This is a genomic window from Stenotrophomonas sp. YIM B13575 (assembly GCF_042787595.1).
Classification (GTDB): Bacteria; Pseudomonadota; Gammaproteobacteria; order Xanthomonadales; family Xanthomonadaceae; genus Stenotrophomonas; species Stenotrophomonas lactitubi_B.
In genome coordinates this window covers 1-18,464 of record NZ_JBHZOP010000037.1, presented here as the reverse complement: position 1 = coordinate 18,464, position 18,464 = coordinate 1, and the positions used below count along the sequence as shown (strand labels likewise).

Below are 18,464 nucleotides of genomic sequence, written 5' to 3'. Positions count from 1 at the left end.
GCGTGCCGACCAACGGTCGGCACCCACCAAATGGCACCCCCAAAAAAGAGGGGCCCGCGCGTAGGCGGGCCCATCCAGGTAGGCCACGACCGTTGGTCGTGGCGGGGCGAGAGCGTGCCGACCAACGGTCGGCACCCACCCAACGGTCAGCACCCACCCAACGGTCGGCACCCACCGGGTTTCCGCCTGCCTCAGAACTTCCAGCGCAGGCTGGCTGCCACGAAGCGCGGTTCGCCGTAGTTGTTGTAGTCCAGGTTGGCCCAGTAGGTCTTGTCCAGCGCGTTGCGCACGCTCAGCGTCGCCGTCCAGTTGTCGCTGATGCGGTAGTTGGCGTTGAACTGCACCAGCGCATAGGACGGCTGGTTCACCGTCACCGTGGTGCCCACCCCCACCGGGTAGGGGATGTTGTAGCCCTGCACCTTGCTCTGCCACTGCACGCCACCGCCGATGCTCAGGCGCTCCAGCGCGCCGCGCAGCTGCAGCTGGGTGTTGAGCTGCAGCAGGTCTTCGGCGGGGTTGGCATACAGCAGGTCGGTGGCGGCGCGGGTCACCTTGACGTGGGTATAGCCGGCATTGACCGTCCAACCCGGCAGGATCTCGCCGTTGACGTCCACTTCCCAGCCACGCGCCTTGGTGCCGTTGACGCCGATGTAGGCCGAGCTGCCATCGCTCAGCGAGCCTTCCGGCACGCCCATGTCACGCACCGCGTAGTTGTCCTGCTTGGCCTCGAAGATCGCCGCGTTGGCGGTCAAACGGCCATCAAACCACTGCGTTTTCAGGCCCGCTTCCAGGTTGGAGCCCTGCACTGGCGCCAGCAGGTTCTCGTTGCGGTCCTTGTAGTTCTGCGGGTTGAAGATCTCGGTGTAGCTGGCATAGGCCGCCACGTTCGGGGTGATGTCGTACACCAGGCCCACGTACGGGGTGACTTCATCGCTCACCTTGTACGCGCCGCTGGTGGCGGTGTAGGCACCGGCGGCGTTGTAGGCACGGGTCTGGGTCTGCCAGCGGCTCAGGCGTGCGCCGGCGATCAGCGCCAGCGGATCAGCCAGGCGCAGGCGGGTGGCAAGATAGAAACCGCTCTGCGTGGTCTTGGCCACGCGGCGTGCGCCGGTGAGGGTGTACGTCACTTCGGAGATGTCGCCATCCCAGGTGTGCACGTTGGGGATGTAGTAGCAGCGCTCACGACCACAGGTCGCCCAATCGCGCGGGTAGTTCAGCGCCAGGGTATTGGTGGTGCCTTCCAGGTCGGCCCACTGTGCGCCCACGGTCACGTCGTGCTCCTGGCCCCACAGGTTGAAGGTGCCGGTCAGGTAGGCGTCGACGTTGCGGCGGGTGTCTTCCGAATCGCCGGCGGCGGTGCGCAGGTAGATGCCCGCGCCGGTCACCGGGTCGGGATTGCCGGTGCCGTACAGGCGCATGTTCTGCACGTTGCCACGGGTGTAGGCGATGTTGATCTTCAGCAGCCAGTTCTCACCGAAGCGCTGTTCCAGGTTGGCGAATACCGTGCTGGTCTCGCGCTGCCAGTAACTCCACTTCGGTGCCAGGTTGGTCGAGCGCGGCAGATGCGCGAAGTTGCCCTTGCTGTCGAAGAACGGCACGGTGCCCCAGGTCGAACCCACCGGGTTGTTGTCCTGGGTCTGGTAGCCGACGGTGACCGTGGTGCTGTCGGTGACATCGCCTTCCAGCACGGCCATGCCGGCCATCTTGTTCTCTTTGTAGCGGTCGTAATAGAAATCGCGGTCGGTGTAGGCGGCGACCACGCGGCTGCGGAAGCGGCCATCGGCGGTCAGCGGCGCGGTCACGTCCGCTTCCATGCGGCGGTAGTCCCAGCTGCCGGCACTGACCGAGAACGAGGCGTCGAACTCCTTGCCCGGGCGCTTGCGCAGCAGGTTCACCGTGGCCGACGGCACGCCGGCGCCGCTGAGCAGGCCGTTGGCACCGCGGATCACTTCCACCCGGTCGTAGAAGGCGGTGTCGTATTCCTGGTTGGTCGAGCCGCTGTAGGTGGGAATGCCGTCCACCTGGAAGTCGGTGATGGCAAAGCCGCGCGCGTAGTACAGCGGGCGCTGGGTGTCATAGAAGGACACGCTGACGCCGGTGACATTGCGCATCACGTCGTTGAGGCTGAACAGCGATTCGTCCTGCAGGCGCTGCAGGCCGATCACCGTGGACGACTGCGGCGTTTCCTGCAGGGTGATCGGCAGGCGCGTGGTGCTGGACGGCGGCGCGGACTGCTCGGCGCGCACGCTCACCCGGTCCAGGGTCTTGGCGTCGGAAGCATCGGCAGCGACATCGGCAAACGCCGACGGTGCAGCCACGGCGAGGGAGGACAACAGGGCAGCCGGCAGCAGCGCACGGCGGGGCAGGCGGGTACGGAGAGTCAGGGACATGGCGGGCTCGAAGCGTGAAGGCGGGGAAGGGGCGGCAACAGTTGTCCAGCACCCGGGCGGCGGCTTCGGGCACATCAGGTCCATCTGGGAGGGGCGCGGTCACTGCACAGGACGCAAATGTAAATAATTCTTAACAACATTACAATTCGCGTCATTGCGCACGGGCTTGTCGGCGCCTGGCAGGGATTTCTGTAGAGCCGAGCCCATGCTCGGCTGTTGGCAACCGCGAGGAGCAGCCGAGCGCAGGCTCGGCTCTACAGGTGGGTGCGACACAAACGCAGACGGCCACCCGAAGGTGGCCGTCCGTTTCCGTCCAATGGCAAGCGCAGGCTTACAGCGCCTGCAGTTCCTCGTTGGCGTTGCGCTTTTCCTTGGCCGGCGCCGGGGCTGGGGCGGCCGTCGGTGCCAGGGCCGGCGTCGCGCCCGCTTCCACCGGAACGTCCAGGTAGGGCAGGTGCAGGGTCTGGCTGGTCAGCGTGCGGATCTCGTTGGTCAGCGCGGCGCTCTCGTTGAGCTTGCGGCCGTACGACGGCACGATCTCGCGCAGGCGGGCTTCCCAACCGGCCTTCATCTGTTCCGGGAAGGCCTTGGCCATCAGGTCGAGCATGATCGGCGGCGAGGTCGAGGCGCCCGGCGAGGCACCCAGCAGCGCGGCAAGGGTGTGGTCCTTGTCGGTCACGATCTCGGTACCGAACTGCAGCACCGCGCCCTTCAGCGGATCACGCTTGATGATCTGCACGCGCTGGCCAGCGGTGACCAGCTTCCAGTCGCCCGGCTTGGCGTTGGGGAAGTACTTGACCAGTTCGGCCTGGCGATCGGCGTCGTTGAGGCGCGCCTGGCCCATCAGGTACTGCACCAGGTCCAGGTTGTCCTTGCCCACTTCCAGCATCGGGCCGACGTTGTTGTGGTTGACCGACGAATACAGGTCCCACCACGAGCCGTGCTTGAGGAACTTGGTGCTGTACAGCGCGAACGGCCCGAACAGGACCACCGGCTTGCCATCCAGCTTGCGCGCATCCAGGTGCGGCACCGACATCGGCGGCGAACCGGTTTCGGCCATGCCGTAGGCCTTCACGCCATGGCGCGAGGTCACGTCCTGGCCCTGGAAGGCGAGGAACTGGCCGCCCACCGGGAAGCCGGCGTAGTCCTTCGATTCCGGGATGCCCGACATCTGCAGCAGCTTCAGCGCGGCGCCACCGGCACCGATGAACACGAAGCGGGCGTGGGTGGTCGATTCGGTGCCGGCCTTGAGGTCCTTCACCGTCACGTTCCAGCTCTTGTCCGCGTTCTGCCGCAGGGCGCTGACCTCATGGTTGAGGTGCAGGCCGAAGTTCGGGCTGTGCTGCAGGCCGGCGGTCAGCTGGCGGGTGATGACGCCGAAGTTGACGTCGGTGCCCAGCGGCATCCAGGTCGCGGCGACCTTCTGCTTCGGGTCGCGGCCTTCCATCAGCAGCGGTGCCCACTGCTTGATCTGCGCCGGGTCCTCGGAGTACTGCATGCCGTAGAACAGCGGGTTCTTCACCAGCGCCTGCTGGCGCTTGTGCAGGTAGGCGATGTTGTCATCACCCCAGACGAAGCTCATGTGCGGGGTCGGGTTGATGAAGTCGCTGGGCTGGCTCAGCCGGCCTTCCTTCACCTGGTGCGACCAGAACTGGCGCGAGACCTCGAACGATTCGGCGATGCCGACCGCGCGCTTGGTCTCGATGCTGCCATCGGGCAGTTCCGGTGTGTAGTTCAGTTCGGCGAATGCCGAGTGGCCGGTGCCGGCGTTGTTCCAGCCGTCCGAGCTTTCACCGGCGACGCCGTCGAGGCGCTCGTAGACCTGGATGTTCCAGTCCGGCTGCAGTTCCTGCAGGTAGGTGGCCAGGGTGATGCTCATGATGCCGGCGCCGACCAGCACGACATCGACGGGCTTGTCGTTGCTCGCGGCGGGCACCGAGCGCTGGGTCAGCGGCCAGTACAGGAACAGTGCGGCGACCAGCAACAGCAGCACGAGCAGGGCGAGCAGGGCCTTGCCAAATTTCTTCATGGGGGCGGAATCGTTGGCGGGGGAAGGGGTCAGGATGCGCAAGAAGCAGGGAAAGAGCGTGAAGAAACAACGCCTTGCAGCATTCCAGGGGCAATTTTAACCGCTTCTGGTCCGATTTTGATGCAACGCAGCATCCGGCCTGCGCGTTCGACCCCATCCCCGGTAGCGCCGGGCCATGCCCGGCGGCTGTTCCCGGCGCCGCGCGTCAAGACAACGCAAGAATCTCGTCACCGGCCTCGTCGATCTCGCCGGTCGGCTTCCAGCCCAGATGCCGATAGAAGCCATACGAGCGCGAACGCGGGTCTGCCGAGCAGGCCAGGAACAGGCGGGTGTTTCCGGCATCGCGGGTCAGGCTGACCACGTCCTGCAGCAGCTGCCGGCCGATGCCGCGGTTCTCGAATTCCGGCAGCAGGGCCAGCACCAGCACCTCGCCGCTTTCGCGGTCGGCAAAGCAGTAGCCGGCCATCCGCTCGCCCTCGCAGGCGACGCGGCCGATGGAATCGCCATCGGCGATGCCTGCGGCCCAGCTGTCTTCGGTGATGCCCAGTTCGGCCAGCTGCGCGGCGCTGAAGGCGTTTTCGCGGGTGCGCCCGCGCAGGTCGATGCAGGCAGCGGCATCATCGGGGAGGGCATCGCGGTAGTGGATCGTCATCTGGGGGACCTGTGGTCGAATGGAACCACATGAGTGTGGACGACCCGGATGGAGATTGGATGGAGACGGCGGCGGTCTTCAATCACTGCCGATGGTGAAGTATTCCGCCGCGAAGTAGGCCAGTTGATAGGCCAGTGTCGCTGCGGCCAGCACCAGTTGCATGCGCGCGCTGCGCAGATGCCATCCCAGCGCCGCAACGATGAGCATCAGCGCCGTGTGCAACGGGTAGGCATCCCCCAGCAGCCGCCATCGGCTTCCTCCCTTGATCGCGGTGTCCACAAGGTCCAGTAGCGTCAATATCGCGATCACCCCGAAGATCCAGCGCCGCCGCTGCATCAGGTAGTGGCCGTAACTGCCGTAGTCGCGCAGGTCGTCGGGAAACAGCAGCGCGCACAGCAGGAACCAGGTCGCGCTGTAGGTGATCACGAACAGATAGGTTTCAAACGTCCAGCGGTGCACTTCGACGAGACGGAATTCCCACCACCAGAAGGTGACCAGCGACACCAGCGTCCACATCACCCAGCACAGGTGCAGCGCCGAACAGCCACGCCGCTGCGGGTGCTCGATGATCTGCGCCAACCCCTTCAGCAGGGTGGTGATGGACAGGCCGAGGATGATCCCCATCACCACGCGGATATGCAGGAATACCGGTTCGGTTTCCATCTGCCAGCCCCCTCGTCGGTTGCGCCGATGCTTGCACAAAAAGGGGACGTAGGGATCAAGTCGTTTGTGGCAAGAAGGACTTGATCCCCTCGGTGCCCTCTTTTCAGCGCCTGCGCTGCACCAGCGCCGAGGCGGCGTCCAGCACCGCCCGGGTCAGCAGGGCCATCGTCTGCACGTCGCCCTTCCAGTGCTGCCAGTACAGCGGCACGTCTTCCCACGCGCGCTGCCGCACGTAGACCAGCCGTCCTGCATCCAGATGGCGCTTCACCAGCGGCAACGGGTTCATCGTCCAGCCGAGCCCGCCCAGATTGGCCTGCACGAAGGCACGGGTGGAGGGAATCCACCAGGTCGGCGCGGTGCTGGGCAGGTCGGCGCCGGCCATGCGCCGGGCAAAGCGTGACTGCATGTCGTCCTTGCGGTTGAACACCAGCACCGGTGCCTGCGCCAGCGCCTGTGCGGTCACGCCCTTGGCGAAGTGCTGCTCGCGGAACGCCGGCGTACAGGTGGCGGCGTAGCGGATGCTGCCCAGCGCGTGGATCTGGCAGCCCTGCACCGGCTCGTCCAGGGTGGTCACTGCCCCCAGCACGGTGCCCTGGCGCAGCAGCTCGACCGTGTGGTCCTGGTCTTCCACCCGCAGGTCCAGGGTGGTGCCGGTGCCCTGCGCGAACTGCTGCGCGGCCTGCGGGAACCAGGTCTCCAGGCTGTCGTGGTTCACCGCCACGGGGATGCTCGCCTGCGGCAGGTCCTCGTCGGCCAGGCCCATGCGGTGTAGGGCATCGTGCTCCAGCAGGGCGGTCTGCTCGGCCAGCTGCACCAGCAGCTGGCCTTCGGCCGTGGCGGTCGCAGGCGTGCCACGTTTGACCAGCAGGCGACCGATGCGGTCCTCCAGTGCCTTGACCCGCTGCGAGATGGCCGAGGGGGTGACGTTGAGCGACTGCGCGGCACGATCGAAGCTGCCTTCGCGGATCACCGCAGCCAGGGCCCGCAGCTGGGCATGGTCGATGCGCATGGCAATTAAGATCCGCTAATGTTGGTTTAGTAAGTTTAGCTCGTCTTTTCTATGTTGCGGCGCGACAATGGCGCCCGTTCCGGTGCTGTCCGCCTTCGCGAGGCACCGCTCCCCAAGCAAGACAAGGTAGTGAATCCCATGTTCTCGGTCATCTCCGCCAGCACCGGCCTCGGTGCCTGGTTCAGTGGTGCGGCTACCGGCATCGGCCTGTTTGCCGTGGTCGGCGCCCAGAGCGCCTTCATCCTGCGCCAGGGCATCCTGCGCAAGCACATCGTGCCGGTGGTGGCCACCTGCGCGGCCATCGATGCGATCTTCATCTTCGCCAGCGTGGCCGGCCTGCGCACGCTCACCACGGCGCTGCCGTGGCTGACCACCGCCGTGCTCTGGACCGGCGTGGCCTTCCTGGCCTGGTATGCGATGAAGTCCGCACGCCGGGCGATCGCCGGCGGCGGTGGCATGGGTGAAGCCGACAGCGATGACGGCAGCCGCCGTGCGGTGCTGATGGCGGCGGTCGGCTTCTCGCTGATCAACCCGCACTTCTGGCTGGACATGATGGTCATCGGCTCCATTGCCGAGAACTTCGGCAATGCGCGCATGGCCTTCGCCGCCGGCGTGGTCACCGCCAGCTGCCTGTGGCTGACCGCGCAGGGCCTGGGCGCGCGCCTGCTGGCGCCGCTGTTCACCAAGCCCAGCACCTGGCGCGTGCTGGACGGCACCATCGCGGTGATCCTCAGCATCCTGGCTCTCACCCTGGCGGTGCGCGGGGTCCATTGACCCGGCGCACGCCCCCCGAACCCACGTCCTGACTCTCTCTCCAAGGTAGTGGTAACAACGGCACCGGCAACGGTGCCGTTGTTTTTTCTGCCCACTGGCGGCGCGGCCGCTGGCCTGCCTAGAATCGGCCAGCCGGGACAAGGCGTCCAGACGCAAGGGGGGGAAGGATGCGCAGGTATGGATTGGCCGCCATCATCGTGGCAGGGATGGTCGTGGCAGGGATGGCGTGGGGGACCGCCGCTGCGGTTGATCTGGACGCCTATGTGCGGGCGGACAAGTTCGAGGATGTGATCCTGTCGCCCAGCGGCGACTTCCTGGCCGCGACCGTGCCGGGTGATGGCTTCACCGCGTTGATCATCCTGCGTACGGACGACAACACGCCGGTGGGTAGCCTGCGGCCGCCACGCAATTCCCATGTCTTCGATATGCACTGGGTCAACGACGATCAGGTGATGTTCGGCCTGGCCCAGAAGTTCGGCACCCGTGATGCTCCTTGGGCCACCGGCGAGCTGCTGGCGCTCGACGCGCGTACCGGGCGTACGGACGTGCTGGTCGGCTACCGCAACCTGGGACTGCGCCTGCGGCCCAGGTACCACAGCGAGGCGGCGGCATTCCTCAGCGACACCCTGCCGGGTGACGATGGCCAGGTGGTCATTGCAATGGGCGCGTCGCGCCTGGACGCCAATGGCTATGCGGCCCGGCTCGACCTCGCTACGGGCAAGCAGCGCATCCTGGCCCGCGCGCCGGTACCGGCGTCTTCCTACACGATCGATCCCAAGGGTGACGTGCGCTTCGTGCGTGGCACCGGCAGCGACAACGGCAGCCGTCTCTACCACCGCAACGGCGGCGAATGGGCGCTGGTGAATGATGAAACGGCCAGTGGCCGCATCGAGGCGGCACTCGGCTTTTCCGCCGATGGCCAGCTGGCCTACCTGCAGAGCGAGCAGGCCACGGGGCCCGATGCCATCGTCAGCTGGAACCCGGCCACGCAGGAACGCAGGGTTGTCCTGCGTGACGATGTGGTCGATCCGGCACGGGTGATCCGCCGCCCCGGCAGCAGGGTGCCGGTCGGCGCGCTGTTCCTGGGCGATACCCCGCGCACCCGCTTCTTCGATGAAGCATCGGCCGAAGCGCGGCTGTACCGCAGCCTGGAGGCGGCATTTCCCCGGCGGGCGGTGTTCATCACCTCCAGCACCCGTGATGGACGAAAGCTGCTTCTGGAAACCTGGTCCGGCGCCAATCCGGGCGAGTTCTACCTTTATGACGTCGACCGCAGACAGGCGCGCTTCCTGCTGGCGCGCAGCGAATGGATCGACCCGGCTGCGACCGCATCGGTGCGGTCCATCAGAGTGAAGGCACGCGACGGACTGGACCTGCATGGGTTCCTGACCGTGCCGCACGGCAGTACCGGCCGCGACCTGCCGATGGTAGTGCTGCCGCATGGCGGTCCCATCGGCGAGTACGATGACGGCCGTTTCGCGCACGAGACGCAGTTGCTGGCAGCGGCCGGCTATGCCGTGCTGCAGGTGAATTTCCGCGGATCCGGCAACTTCGGCCGTGCCCACATGCGTGCGGCTATGCGGCAATGGGGCCGCGCCATGCAGGATGACGTGACCGATGCAACGCGCTGGGCCATCGCCGAGGGCATCGCCGACAGCAAACGCATCTGCATCTACGGTGCCAGCTACGGCGCCTACGCGGCGATGATGGGACCGGTGCGCGAGCCGGGGCTGTACCAGTGCGCGGCAGGCTACGTGGGCGTTTACGACCTGCCGTTGATGTACACCCGGGGCGATGTGGGCGACAGCCGTTCCGGTGTCGCCTATCTGCAGCAGTGGCTGGGCGATCCGGCCTCGCTGGATGAGGTGTCGCCGGTTGCGTTGGCAGATCGCATCAGGGTGCCGGTATTCCTGGCCGCTGGTGGTGAGGATGCGCGTGCGCCCATCCAGCACAGCAAGCGCCTGCAGGCCGCGCTGGAACGGGCCGGCACGCCGGTGGAAACCCTGTATTTCCGCACCGAGGGCCACGGCTTCTACACCCAGGCGCATCGCAGCGAGTACTACGGTCACCTGCTGGCGTTCCTGTCGCGCAGCCTGGGAGGAGCCACCGCACAGACGCAGGCCAGCGGTGATGCGCAGAAGGCGCCCTGAGTCTGGCGATGGCGCGCTCGTCACTGGCGCAGCCGTCGTCGGCCTGCCTAGAATCGGCAAATCTGGACAGGGTGTCCGGCAGGGAGGGGGAAGGATGCGCAGGACTGTATTTGCCGCGCTGCTGTGCGCGGTGGTGGGCGGGACGTCGGCGGGTACCGGCGGGGTGGACCTGGAGAAGTACCTGAAGCCGGAGTCGTTCTCGGACGTCAAACTCTCGCCGGGCGGCGAATACGTCGCCGGCACCGTACCGCTGGACGATTCCACCGCGCTGATCATCCTGCGCACGTCCGACCGCAAACCCGCGGGTGTGTTCCGGCCACAGGACAAGAACCACGCAAACACCTTCGAATGGGTGAGCAATGACCGCCTGCTGGTCGGCCTGGCCGAGAAGCTTGGCGCGCTGGATACCCCGCAACCGACCGGTGAACTCTACGGCGTCAATGTCGATGGCAAGGGCGGCGAACTGCTGGTCGGCTACCGCGTGCAGGGCCGTGGGCTGGGCACGCGCATCCAGCCGAAGAAGGTGGAGGACGTCGCGGCTTTCCTCACCGACGAGCTGCCCGGCGATGACCGCAATGTACTGATTGCGGTGTGGCCCTTTGCCGATGATCCCTATACTCGGGTGGAGCGGCTGGATGTGGTCAGCGGGCGTCGCGTGCGCGTTTCCGGCTCGCCGGTGCAGCGCGCCAGCTTCACCACCGATCATCAGGGCGAAGTGCGCTTTGCTCACGGCGCTACCTCGGACAACGTCAACAAGCTCTACTACCGCGCTGGGACCAATGCGCAGTGGTCACTGGTCAATGACGAATCGCTGAGCCACCGGGTGGAAGGGGCCATCGGCTTCTCCGAAGATGGTGCACTGGCCTATCTGCAGGTCGAGCAGCCCACCGGGCCCGATGCCATCGTCAGCTGGAACCCGCAGACCGGCGAACGGCGCGAGGTGCTGCGCGATGGCGTGGTCGATCCTTACGCGATCATCTTCCGCCCGGGCACCCGCGTGCCGGTGGGCGCGCTGTATGTCGGCGATGCACCGCGCACCCGGTTCTTCGATGAGAAGGGGGCCGATGCCCGTCAGTACCGCAGCCTTGAGGCTGCGTTCGGCGGCCCGGTGCTCATCACCTCCAGTACCCGCGATGGCGGCAAGGTGGTGGTGCAGACGTGGTCGGGCAGCAATCCCGGTGATTTCTACCTGTTCGACACCCGCGCGAAGGCGGCCGAGCATCTGCTCAGCCGCAGTGAATGGATCGACCCGAAACTGGCCGCCACGGTTCGCCCGTTTGCATTGAAGGCCCGCGACGGCGTGGCGCTGCATGGATTCCTGACATTGCCGCAGGGCAGTGATGGCCGCAATCTGCCAATGGTCGTGTTGCCGCACGGCGGCCCCTTCGGCGTGTTCGATGAAGGCAGCTACAGCAGCGAGCCACAGATGCTGGCCGCCGCAGGGTATGCGGTGCTGCAGGTCAACTTCCGTGGTTCGTCCAATTATGGGCGCGCCTTCGCCCAGGCGGGTGCCAAGCAGTGGGGCGCGGCGATGCAGGACGATGTGACCGACGCCACGCGCTGGGCCATCGCCGAGGGCATCGCCGACAGCAAGCGCATCTGCATCTATGGCGCCAGTTACGGTGCGTACGCGGCGATGATGGGGCCGGTACGCGAGCCGGGGCTGTACCAGTGCGCGGCCGGCTATGTCGGCGTGTATGACCTGCCGCTGATGTTCACTGGGGAGGCGCAGTTGAGCGATTCGGCCATGCTTTGGCAGCGCGATTGGGTGGGTGATCCGAAGACGCTGGGTACCCGTTCGCCGGTGAATCTGGCCGCGCAACTGAAGGTGCCTGTATTCCTGGCCGCCGGAGGCGAAGACCGGCGTGCGCCGATCAAGCACACCGAGCGTATGGAGGCCGCACTGAAGGCGGCCGGCTCGCCGGTGGAGAGCCTGTATTACCGCACCGAAGGCCATGGCTTCTACCGGCCAGAGCATCAGCGCGAGTACTACACCAGGCTGCTGGCCTTCCTGTCGCGCAGCCTGGGCGGCAGCACCGCCAGCACCAGCGCAACCGCGGGTGCTGACAAGGCGCCCTGAGGCAAACCCGCCGCGGCCAGCGGACCCGGTGCCGGGCAGGGGGATGCCCGGCTTCAAGGAGGACGTCATGAAGCATGCAAGGGTGTTGGCCGCGTTGATCGCCATCTGTGGCGCGGTTGGGGTAGAGGCGGCGGAGGTTTCGCTGGACGGCTATGTGCGTCGCGCGGAGTTCAATGACATCCAGCTCTCGCCCACCGGCGAATACCTGGCCATGACCTTGCCGCTGGAGGGAGCGACCGCCGTAGCGGTCCTGCGTACCGACACGATGGAGCTGGTCGGCAATTTCCGACCGCCCCGCAACAATCATGCCGCCGAGGTCGACTGGGTCAGTGATACCCGCCTGCTGATCGGTCTGGCCGAGAAATGGGGGCCGCTGGACCAGCCACGGCCGACCGGCGAACTGTATGCCATCGATGCCAATGGCAAGCGTGGTGATCTGCTGGTCGGCTATCGCGCCCGCCCGGATGAGCCCGGCTTCGTGACCGGTCGCGTGGTCGAGCCGGTTGCCGCCTTCCTGGCCGATCCGCTGCCTGCCGACGAACGCAATGTATTGATCTCGCTGTGGCCATTTGCCAACGACACCAATGCGCGCCTGGAGCGGATGGACGTCATCACCGGGCGCCGCATCCCCGTTTCGCGTTCACCGGTGCAGCGGGCGACGTTCACCATCGACAATCAAGGTGAGCTGCGCTTCGCCCACGGTGCCGCTGCCGACAACGTCAACAAGCTCTACTACCGCGAAGGGCGCGATCGCTGGACGTTGATCAACGACGAAGGCAACAGCCACCGCATCGAGCGCCCGATCGGCTTCTCCGCCGACAACCGCCTGGCCTACCTGGTGGTGGAGCAGGACCGCGGTCCCGACGCGGTGGTCAGCTGGGACCCGATCAGCGGAGAGCGGCGTACGCTGCTGCAGGACGATACCGTTGACCCCACCCGCGTGGTCTACCAGCCCGGCACGCGCGTGCCGGTGGGCATCCAGTTCGTCGGCGCTGTTACGCGCACGGCCTTCTTCGATGAGCAGTCGCCGACCGCCAGCATCCAGCGCAAGCTGGAAAAGGCCTTCCCAGGGCAGGCGGTGAGCCTGCTCTCCGGCACCCGCGACAACGCTCGCCTGTTGGTGAAGGTGAGCTCGGCGACCAATCCCGGTGATTACTTCATGTACACCACCGCCACCCGCAACGCCGCTTTTCTCACCAGTCGTCATCGCTGGTTCGATCGCGAGGGCGGTGCCAGCGTGCGCCCGGTCACCCTGGCTGCGCGCGATGGCCTGCCGCTGCATGGCTTCCTGACCCTGCCCAAGGGCAGTGATGGGCACAATCTGCCGATGGTGGTGGTCCCGCACGGTGGCCCGATCGGTGTGTTCGATGACGGTGGTTTCGAGCGCGAGAATCAGTTGTTGGCCGAGGCCGGCTACGCGGTGCTGCAGGTCAACTTCCGTGGCTCGGGCAACTACGGTCGCGCCCACACCCAGGCCGCTGCCCGGCAATGGGGCCGCGCGATGCAGGACGATGTGACCGACGCCACCCGTTGGGCGATCAGCCAGGGCATCGCTGACGGCGGACGCATCTGCATCTACGGCGCCAGCTACGGTGCCTACTCGGCGATGATGGGGGTCGTGCGCGAGCCCGGGCTGTACCGGTGCGCGGCAGGCTATGTCGGCGTGTACGACCTGCCGTTGATGTTCAAGCGTGGCGACATCCAGGATCGGGCTTCAGGCGTGACCTACCTGCAGCAGTGGCTGGGCGAGCCGGCCACGCTGGATGCGGTGTCGCCGGTCAACCTGGCGGCAAGCATCAAGGTGCCGGTGCTGCTGGCCGCTGGTCGCGAAGACCTGCGCGCGCCCGTGCAGCACACCGAGCGGATGGAGGCCGCGTTGAAGCAGGCCGGCGTGCCGGTGGAAGCGGTGTACTACCCGCGCGAGGGGCATGGTCTGTACGCCGAGTCCAACCAGCGCGATTACTACACCCGATTGCTGGCTTTCCTGTCGCGCAGCCTGGGCGGTGGCACGGCAGCCGCCGCGACGGCTTCCGGCAGGGGCAAGGCGCCTTGAGCTGACGGCGACGGACGCATGCGCGCCCGTCGCCCGGTACTTCAGCGGAAGCGATAGCCCAACTGAAGGTCGGCGCGGACATCGCGTTCACCCCACTGGCGCAGGCTGGACAGCTGCGCGCCGAAGCCCAGATTCGATGCCTGGTAGTTCAGGCCGAGCTGCAGCCTGTGGTCGAGGCCGCTGCGGCGCACGCCGGGCAGGGCGAAGGCGTTGCCCGATGCGCCCAGCAGTTGCGCGGAGCGCGCCTGCTCTCGCAGTGCCATCGGTCGGCTCGCTGCCACGTCGGCCTGCAGGTGCCACTGCGCGCTGAGCGAACGCTGGAACGCGCTGCCCACTTCCAGCTGCATGCCCTGCAGGCGGCCAGCGGCCACTGCCAGACCGAAGCCGTTGGCATGCTGTTCGTGGAAGGCGGCTTCATGCTGGTCGAAGGCGCTGGCCTTGATGCGTGGCTGCCACTGCACCTTGCCCAGCGAAGACGTCAGGTCGAGCGTCGTGGCCAGCATCGTCCTGCCCATGCGGCGCTGGCTGTGCGCGGTCTCGTGGGTCTGGCCCCAGCCGAGCTGGCGCTGCCCCTGCAGCTGATGTTGCTCATGGCCAAGCTGATGGCGCAGCTGCAGTGCTCCCCACTGCTGGGCCAAGCCGATACCGGCGAACTGGGAGTGCAGTCGATCCTGCCCGCCCCCCGCAGAGAGGTCACCCGACAGTGCCGCCGTGGCCAGTTGCAGAATCTGGCCGCCACGCAGTTGCAGCGCCACCTGCATCGCACCGCCGTTGCCGCGCACACCAAACGCATTGGCCTGCCCGCCGCCAAAGGCCAGCGCGCGCGACTGTCCGGCCGGCTGCGCAGCCAACTGCGACCACAGCGCGTCGGCGTTGCTGGCCACGCGCAACGCACTGCCCACCAGGCTGGCGCCGGACAGCTGCTGCAGTGCGTTCTGGAAGGTTTGCTGGTCGGCCACTTCCAGGCTGTGGAACAGCGCGTCGTTGCGGTATGCGTTTTCCAGCGCGGATGCGATCTGCTGCTGGTCATCGCTGGCCAGCTCACGGTAGTCTCGGCGCTCCATCGTCACATCCACGTTGCCCTGCGAATCGCGTTCGGCGTGCGCATGCCAGACCACGCTGGCGCTGCGGATGTTCTGCTCGCCGCCTTCGGCGCCGCTGACCACATTGCGCAGCACCACGTGCGAGGCATCGGTGCCGCGCGTGAAGCCGGTGTCCACCGCAACGTCGTGCAGCTGTCCGCCGTCATATAGCACCAGCTGACCCGCGCTGCCGTCGGCATTGGTGCCAACCGTGTAGCCGCGGATGCCGCGCGGCGCCTGCCAGCCAAGATCACCGCCGGGGCGGTCTGCGGCGGTCGAATCAGCATCTGCATGCAGGCCACTGCCCTGGCCGTATACGTTTACCACGCCGTTGTTGATCAGCCGGCCGCTGCCGCCCGCGGCGATCTGGAAGGCGAACGAATCTGCGGCATGGATGTTGATCACCCCGCCGCGCCGGTTGTTCATCGTTGCGCTGCCATCGGACTGCATGGCCACCATGCCGCGTCCCTGATTGTTGGAGGCCGTGCCCAGGTTGATCACGCCATCGTTGATCAGGGTCGCGCCGCGCGCCCCGCGCATCGCCACCGCGCCGTCGCCGGTGACGGTCAACGTGCCTTGGTTGAGCACCGTGGCGTACGTGCCTTCTGCATGCAGCAGGGCACTGTTGCGCGCTGAACTCTGGATGCTGGCACCGCTGCGGTTGACGGCATGACTGGCATGGCTGTCCGCCACCAGGTGAAGCACGCTGCCATTGGCGCCGTCGAGCTGGATGTGACCGCGGTTGTCGAGCACATCGATCGCATCGCGATCGGTACCCCACGCCCCGGTCACTGCATCGAACAGCGCGCTGCCAACGGCGAGGTCGCGCGCCAGGATGCGGCCTTCATTCTCCACTTCGGCACGGTCGCGCAGGGCGAAGCTGGTGCCGCTGATATCGAGCACGCCATTGCGGCCGTTGTCCAGGTCCGAATCCTGTGTGAAAGACCATTGGCCGCCCTGCACATGCATGGCGCCGTTGTTGTCGATCCCTGCTTCACCTGCTGCCTGTACGCGCGCGCCGATGAAGTCGGCCCGGCTGAAGTTCTCCAGGCTTCCATCGCCCGCGAGCTGGAGGGCGCCTTCGACGCGTAGCGCGCCATGATTGTCCAGGTCTGCATCGCCATCGATGCGCAGGGTGCTGGCGTTTCCGACGGTCAGGCTGCCGGTATTGCGCAGCTCGCCTTCGCCAACGAGGTGAAGCGTACCTGCCAGCAACTGCAGTTGCCCCTCGTTGCGGGTACGGCCGGTGATACGGGTGGTGACCGGCTGATGCCAGGTCGCCTGGGTGCCTGCCGCCGACAGCACCTGATTGTTGCCGAACTGGCCGCCTTCCTGGCCGGGCGGGGACGTGCCACCGCCACCGCCACCGCTGCCACCCTCACTGCCGCCGCCGCCGCCGCCGCCGCCGCCGGCTGCCGCAGCACCCAGGCCCAAGGCTGCGAGGCCGCCCCACCACCAGCCAGAAATGCCGGTGTCGGCATCGCAGTGGGCCTGCTCGGTGTCCTTGCAGGAGGGGGATGTGTCGTCCGCGAACGCCGGAACCGGGGCGAGCAGACAGGTCGAGATGAGCAGAGCCAGCGGGGTGCGGGCCAATGTGGAAGAGCGCATGACAGAGGGGGGAGTGGAGGGAGGTCGCATCCTGCCTCCCCCTTCGACTGCCTCACATGCAATTTGTACGAAAACGATGTCGCCTTCGGCGCGGCAATGGTGAAAGGCGCTCCAGGGTGACGCTATCGGCCTACTTCACCCCATGCATCATCCGCTTCAACAGCGGCGCAGCGATGAAGGCCAGCAACGCGCAGCCCAGGCCGATCCACATCAGCAGCCAGAACAGGTGCGCATAGGCGCCGGCGGCCGCGGCCATGTCCAGTGTTTCGCCTTCGGGCACGTCGATCGCCGCCAGCTTGCCGAACAGCGCGGCCAGCGTTTCCGAGAAGGCTGTCGCCAGGAACCAGGTGCCCATCATCAGGCTCATTACCCGCGGTACCGCCAGCTGGGTCACCGCCGACAGGCCCACCGGCGACAGGCACATCTCGCCGCTGGCCAGCAGGAAGTAGGCCAGTACCAGCCACCACACGCTGGCCATCTCGCCGGTGGCGCCGACGTGCTGCGCGGCCAGTGCCAGCGGCACGAACGACAGCGCGCCGATCACCAGGCCCCAGGCGGACTTCACCGGCTTGCCCGGTTCCCAGCCGCGGCGGTCCATCCACGTCCACAGCGCAGCGAAGGCTGGCGCCAGCAACACCAGGAACAGGCCGCCCAGATAGGTCAGCGAACCGGCGGTCTGCGGAATCACCAGGCAGTCACGCACCAGCAGCACCAGCATCAGCGCAACGATGCCGATGAAGAACGTACGCGGCGCGGCCGAACCAGGACGGCGTTCGGACAAGCGCGCGCTGACCACGAAGCCCAGCGGCGCCAGCAGCAGCGACACGATCGACCACGGCAGCGGCGAGCCTTCGCGGATCACCAGCGCCGGCACGATGTCCTTGGTCAGCAGGCGATCAGTAAAGGTCACCCACGAGCCGTACGACTGCTCGTACATCGTGAAGAACACCAGCGCCATGAAGATCAGCACCATCAGCGCGATCATCTGCTGGCGCTGCACCGGCGTGCACTTCGTGCCGGTGAACCACGCGAACCAGACCAGCACGCCGCCCAGCACCACCAGCATCAGCATCAGCGCCAGGCTGATTTCACCGCCAAGCGCGAAGGCACCGTTGCCGGCCGCCCACATCAGCCAGGCCACCGGCAGCACGCTGATCACCGCGCACAGGTAGATCAGCCATTCGCGCGGCAGGCCCAGCACCTTCTGCTTCAACGTGGCCGGCTGCGGCGGTTCGGCGTGGCCCTGCAGGTACTTCTGGCCCCACAGGAACATCGCCAGGCCGGCGATCATGCCGATGCCGGCCGCACCGAAACCATACTTCCAGCCGTAGACCTCGCCGAGGAAACCGCACACCAGCGAGGAGAACAGGGCGCCCAGGTTGATGCCGGCGTAGAACAGCGAGAAGCCCGAATCGCGGCGCGGATCGTCCTGTGGGTAGAGCTTGCCGACGATGGTGGAGATGTTCGGCTTGAGGAAGCCGACGCCCATGATGATCAGCGCCAGCGACAGGTAGGTCACGGCCAGTGCCGAGGTGTCGCGCACCACTTCACCATTGACCCGGTACGCCGCGTGGCCCTCGAAGGCCATGCCGAGGTGGCCGAGCACCAGCAGGATGCCGCCGAACAGCACCGCCCGGCGCATGCCCAGCCAGCGGTCGGCCAGCATGCCGCCGAACACCGGGATGCAGTACACCAGGCCGCCGTAGGCACCGAGCAGGTCCAACCCGGCCTTGTCGCCGAACAGGTGGTATTTGGTGAGATACAGCAGCAGCAGCGCCTTCATGCCGTAGAAGGAGAAGCGCTCCCACATTTCGGTGAAGAAGCAGACGTAGACGCCCTTGGGGTGACCCAGGAAGTCGTCGGAAGCGATAGCAGTGGAATTCATCGCGGAATTATAGGCGTGTGCTGCAGGCACGCGCCGGGTAGCGCCGGGCCATGCCCGGCGGTCCTGTGCAACGCCGGGCATGGCCCGGC

Annotated in this window: 11 protein-coding genes; 4 read left to right on the top strand and 7 right to left on the bottom strand. The window is 66.7% G+C overall.

Annotated elements, in window-relative coordinates:
* Window positions 1-191: 191 nt before the first annotated feature.
* From ACFX4F_RS07415 to ACFX4F_RS07395, 5 genes are all read right to left on the bottom strand, one after another.
* Complete coding sequence (locus ACFX4F_RS07415) at window positions 192-2,390, bottom strand: TonB-dependent siderophore receptor (RefSeq protein WP_380653702.1); 2,199 nt, start codon at window positions 2,388-2,390, stop codon at window positions 192-194.
* Window positions 2,391-2,721: 331 nt separating this feature from the next.
* Window positions 2,722-4,419 (bottom strand): malate dehydrogenase (quinone), encoded by a 1,698-nt coding sequence (gene mqo, locus ACFX4F_RS07410; RefSeq protein WP_380653699.1) that lies wholly within the window; start codon window positions 4,417-4,419, stop codon window positions 2,722-2,724.
* A gap of 205 nt (window positions 4,420-4,624) precedes the next feature.
* Window positions 4,625-5,071: a GNAT family N-acetyltransferase gene (locus ACFX4F_RS07405; RefSeq protein WP_380653696.1), complete on the bottom strand. Its 447-nt coding sequence runs from the start codon at window positions 5,069-5,071 to the stop codon at window positions 4,625-4,627.
* A 78-nt stretch (window positions 5,072-5,149) separates the two neighbouring features.
* A complete protein-coding gene (locus tag ACFX4F_RS07400) occupies window positions 5,150-5,734 on the bottom strand; it encodes a hypothetical protein (RefSeq protein WP_099819359.1) in 585 nt (194 codons plus the stop codon).
* A gap of 103 nt (window positions 5,735-5,837) precedes the next feature.
* Window positions 5,838-6,743, bottom strand: coding sequence for a LysR family transcriptional regulator ArgP (locus ACFX4F_RS07395; RefSeq protein WP_049464713.1), 906 nt, complete (start codon window positions 6,741-6,743; stop codon window positions 5,838-5,840).
* Window positions 6,744-6,881: 138 nt separating this feature from the next.
* On the opposite strand from ACFX4F_RS07395, the gene ACFX4F_RS07390 reads away from it, so the two are divergent.
* From ACFX4F_RS07390 to ACFX4F_RS07375, 4 genes are all read left to right on the top strand, one after another.
* Complete coding sequence (locus ACFX4F_RS07390; RefSeq protein ID WP_025873889.1) at window positions 6,882-7,517, top strand: LysE/ArgO family amino acid transporter; 636 nt, start codon at window positions 6,882-6,884, stop codon at window positions 7,515-7,517.
* 167 nt (window positions 7,518-7,684) lie between these two features.
* A complete protein-coding gene (locus tag ACFX4F_RS07385; RefSeq protein ID WP_099819360.1) occupies window positions 7,685-9,667 on the top strand; it encodes a S9 family peptidase in 1,983 nt (660 codons plus the stop codon).
* Between the two features lie 94 nt (window positions 9,668-9,761).
* Window positions 9,762-11,747, top strand: a complete 1,986-nt coding sequence (locus ACFX4F_RS07380; protein ID WP_380653690.1) for an alpha/beta hydrolase family protein — start codon at window positions 9,762-9,764, stop codon at window positions 11,745-11,747.
* 67 nt (window positions 11,748-11,814) lie between these two features.
* Entirely contained in the window at window positions 11,815-13,800 is a 1,986-nt protein-coding gene (locus ACFX4F_RS07375; RefSeq protein WP_380653687.1) for an alpha/beta hydrolase family protein, read from the top strand.
* Window positions 13,801-13,841: 41 nt separating this feature from the next.
* Here the strand turns inward: ACFX4F_RS07375 and ACFX4F_RS07370 are convergent, their stop codons facing one another.
* Together ACFX4F_RS07370 and ACFX4F_RS07365 are read right to left on the bottom strand one after the other, a co-directional pair.
* Window positions 13,842-16,490, bottom strand: coding sequence for a hypothetical protein (locus tag ACFX4F_RS07370; RefSeq protein ID WP_380653684.1), 2,649 nt, complete (start codon window positions 16,488-16,490; stop codon window positions 13,842-13,844).
* Between the two features lie 130 nt (window positions 16,491-16,620).
* Complete coding sequence (locus tag ACFX4F_RS07365; RefSeq protein WP_380653681.1) at window positions 16,621-18,375, bottom strand: peptide MFS transporter; 1,755 nt, start codon at window positions 18,373-18,375, stop codon at window positions 16,621-16,623.
* Between the last annotated feature and the right edge of the window lie 89 nt (window positions 18,376-18,464).

Coding starts and splice junctions, on each gene's coding strand:
- ACFX4F_RS07415 (WP_380653702.1), bottom strand. CDS start 2,390: ATGTCCCTGACTCTCCGTACCCGCCTGCCCCGCCGTGCGCTGCTGCCG.
- mqo (WP_380653699.1), bottom strand. CDS start 4,419: ATGAAGAAATTTGGCAAGGCCCTGCTCGCCCTGCTCGTGCTGCTGTTG.
- ACFX4F_RS07405 (WP_380653696.1), bottom strand. CDS start 5,071: ATGACGATCCACTACCGCGATGCCCTCCCCGATGATGCCGCTGCCTGC.
- ACFX4F_RS07400 (WP_099819359.1), bottom strand. CDS start 5,734: ATGGAAACCGAACCGGTATTCCTGCATATCCGCGTGGTGATGGGGATC.
- ACFX4F_RS07395 (WP_049464713.1), bottom strand. CDS start 6,743: ATGCGCATCGACCATGCCCAGCTGCGGGCCCTGGCTGCGGTGATCCGC.
- ACFX4F_RS07390 (WP_025873889.1), top strand. CDS start 6,882: ATGTTCTCGGTCATCTCCGCCAGCACCGGCCTCGGTGCCTGGTTCAGT.
- ACFX4F_RS07385 (WP_099819360.1), top strand. CDS start 7,685: ATGCGCAGGTATGGATTGGCCGCCATCATCGTGGCAGGGATGGTCGTG.
- ACFX4F_RS07380 (WP_380653690.1), top strand. CDS start 9,762: ATGCGCAGGACTGTATTTGCCGCGCTGCTGTGCGCGGTGGTGGGCGGG.
- ACFX4F_RS07375 (WP_380653687.1), top strand. CDS start 11,815: ATGAAGCATGCAAGGGTGTTGGCCGCGTTGATCGCCATCTGTGGCGCG.
- ACFX4F_RS07370 (WP_380653684.1), bottom strand. CDS start 16,490: ATGCGCTCTTCCACATTGGCCCGCACCCCGCTGGCTCTGCTCATCTCG.
- ACFX4F_RS07365 (WP_380653681.1), bottom strand. CDS start 18,375: ATGAATTCCACTGCTATCGCTTCCGACGACTTCCTGGGTCACCCCAAG.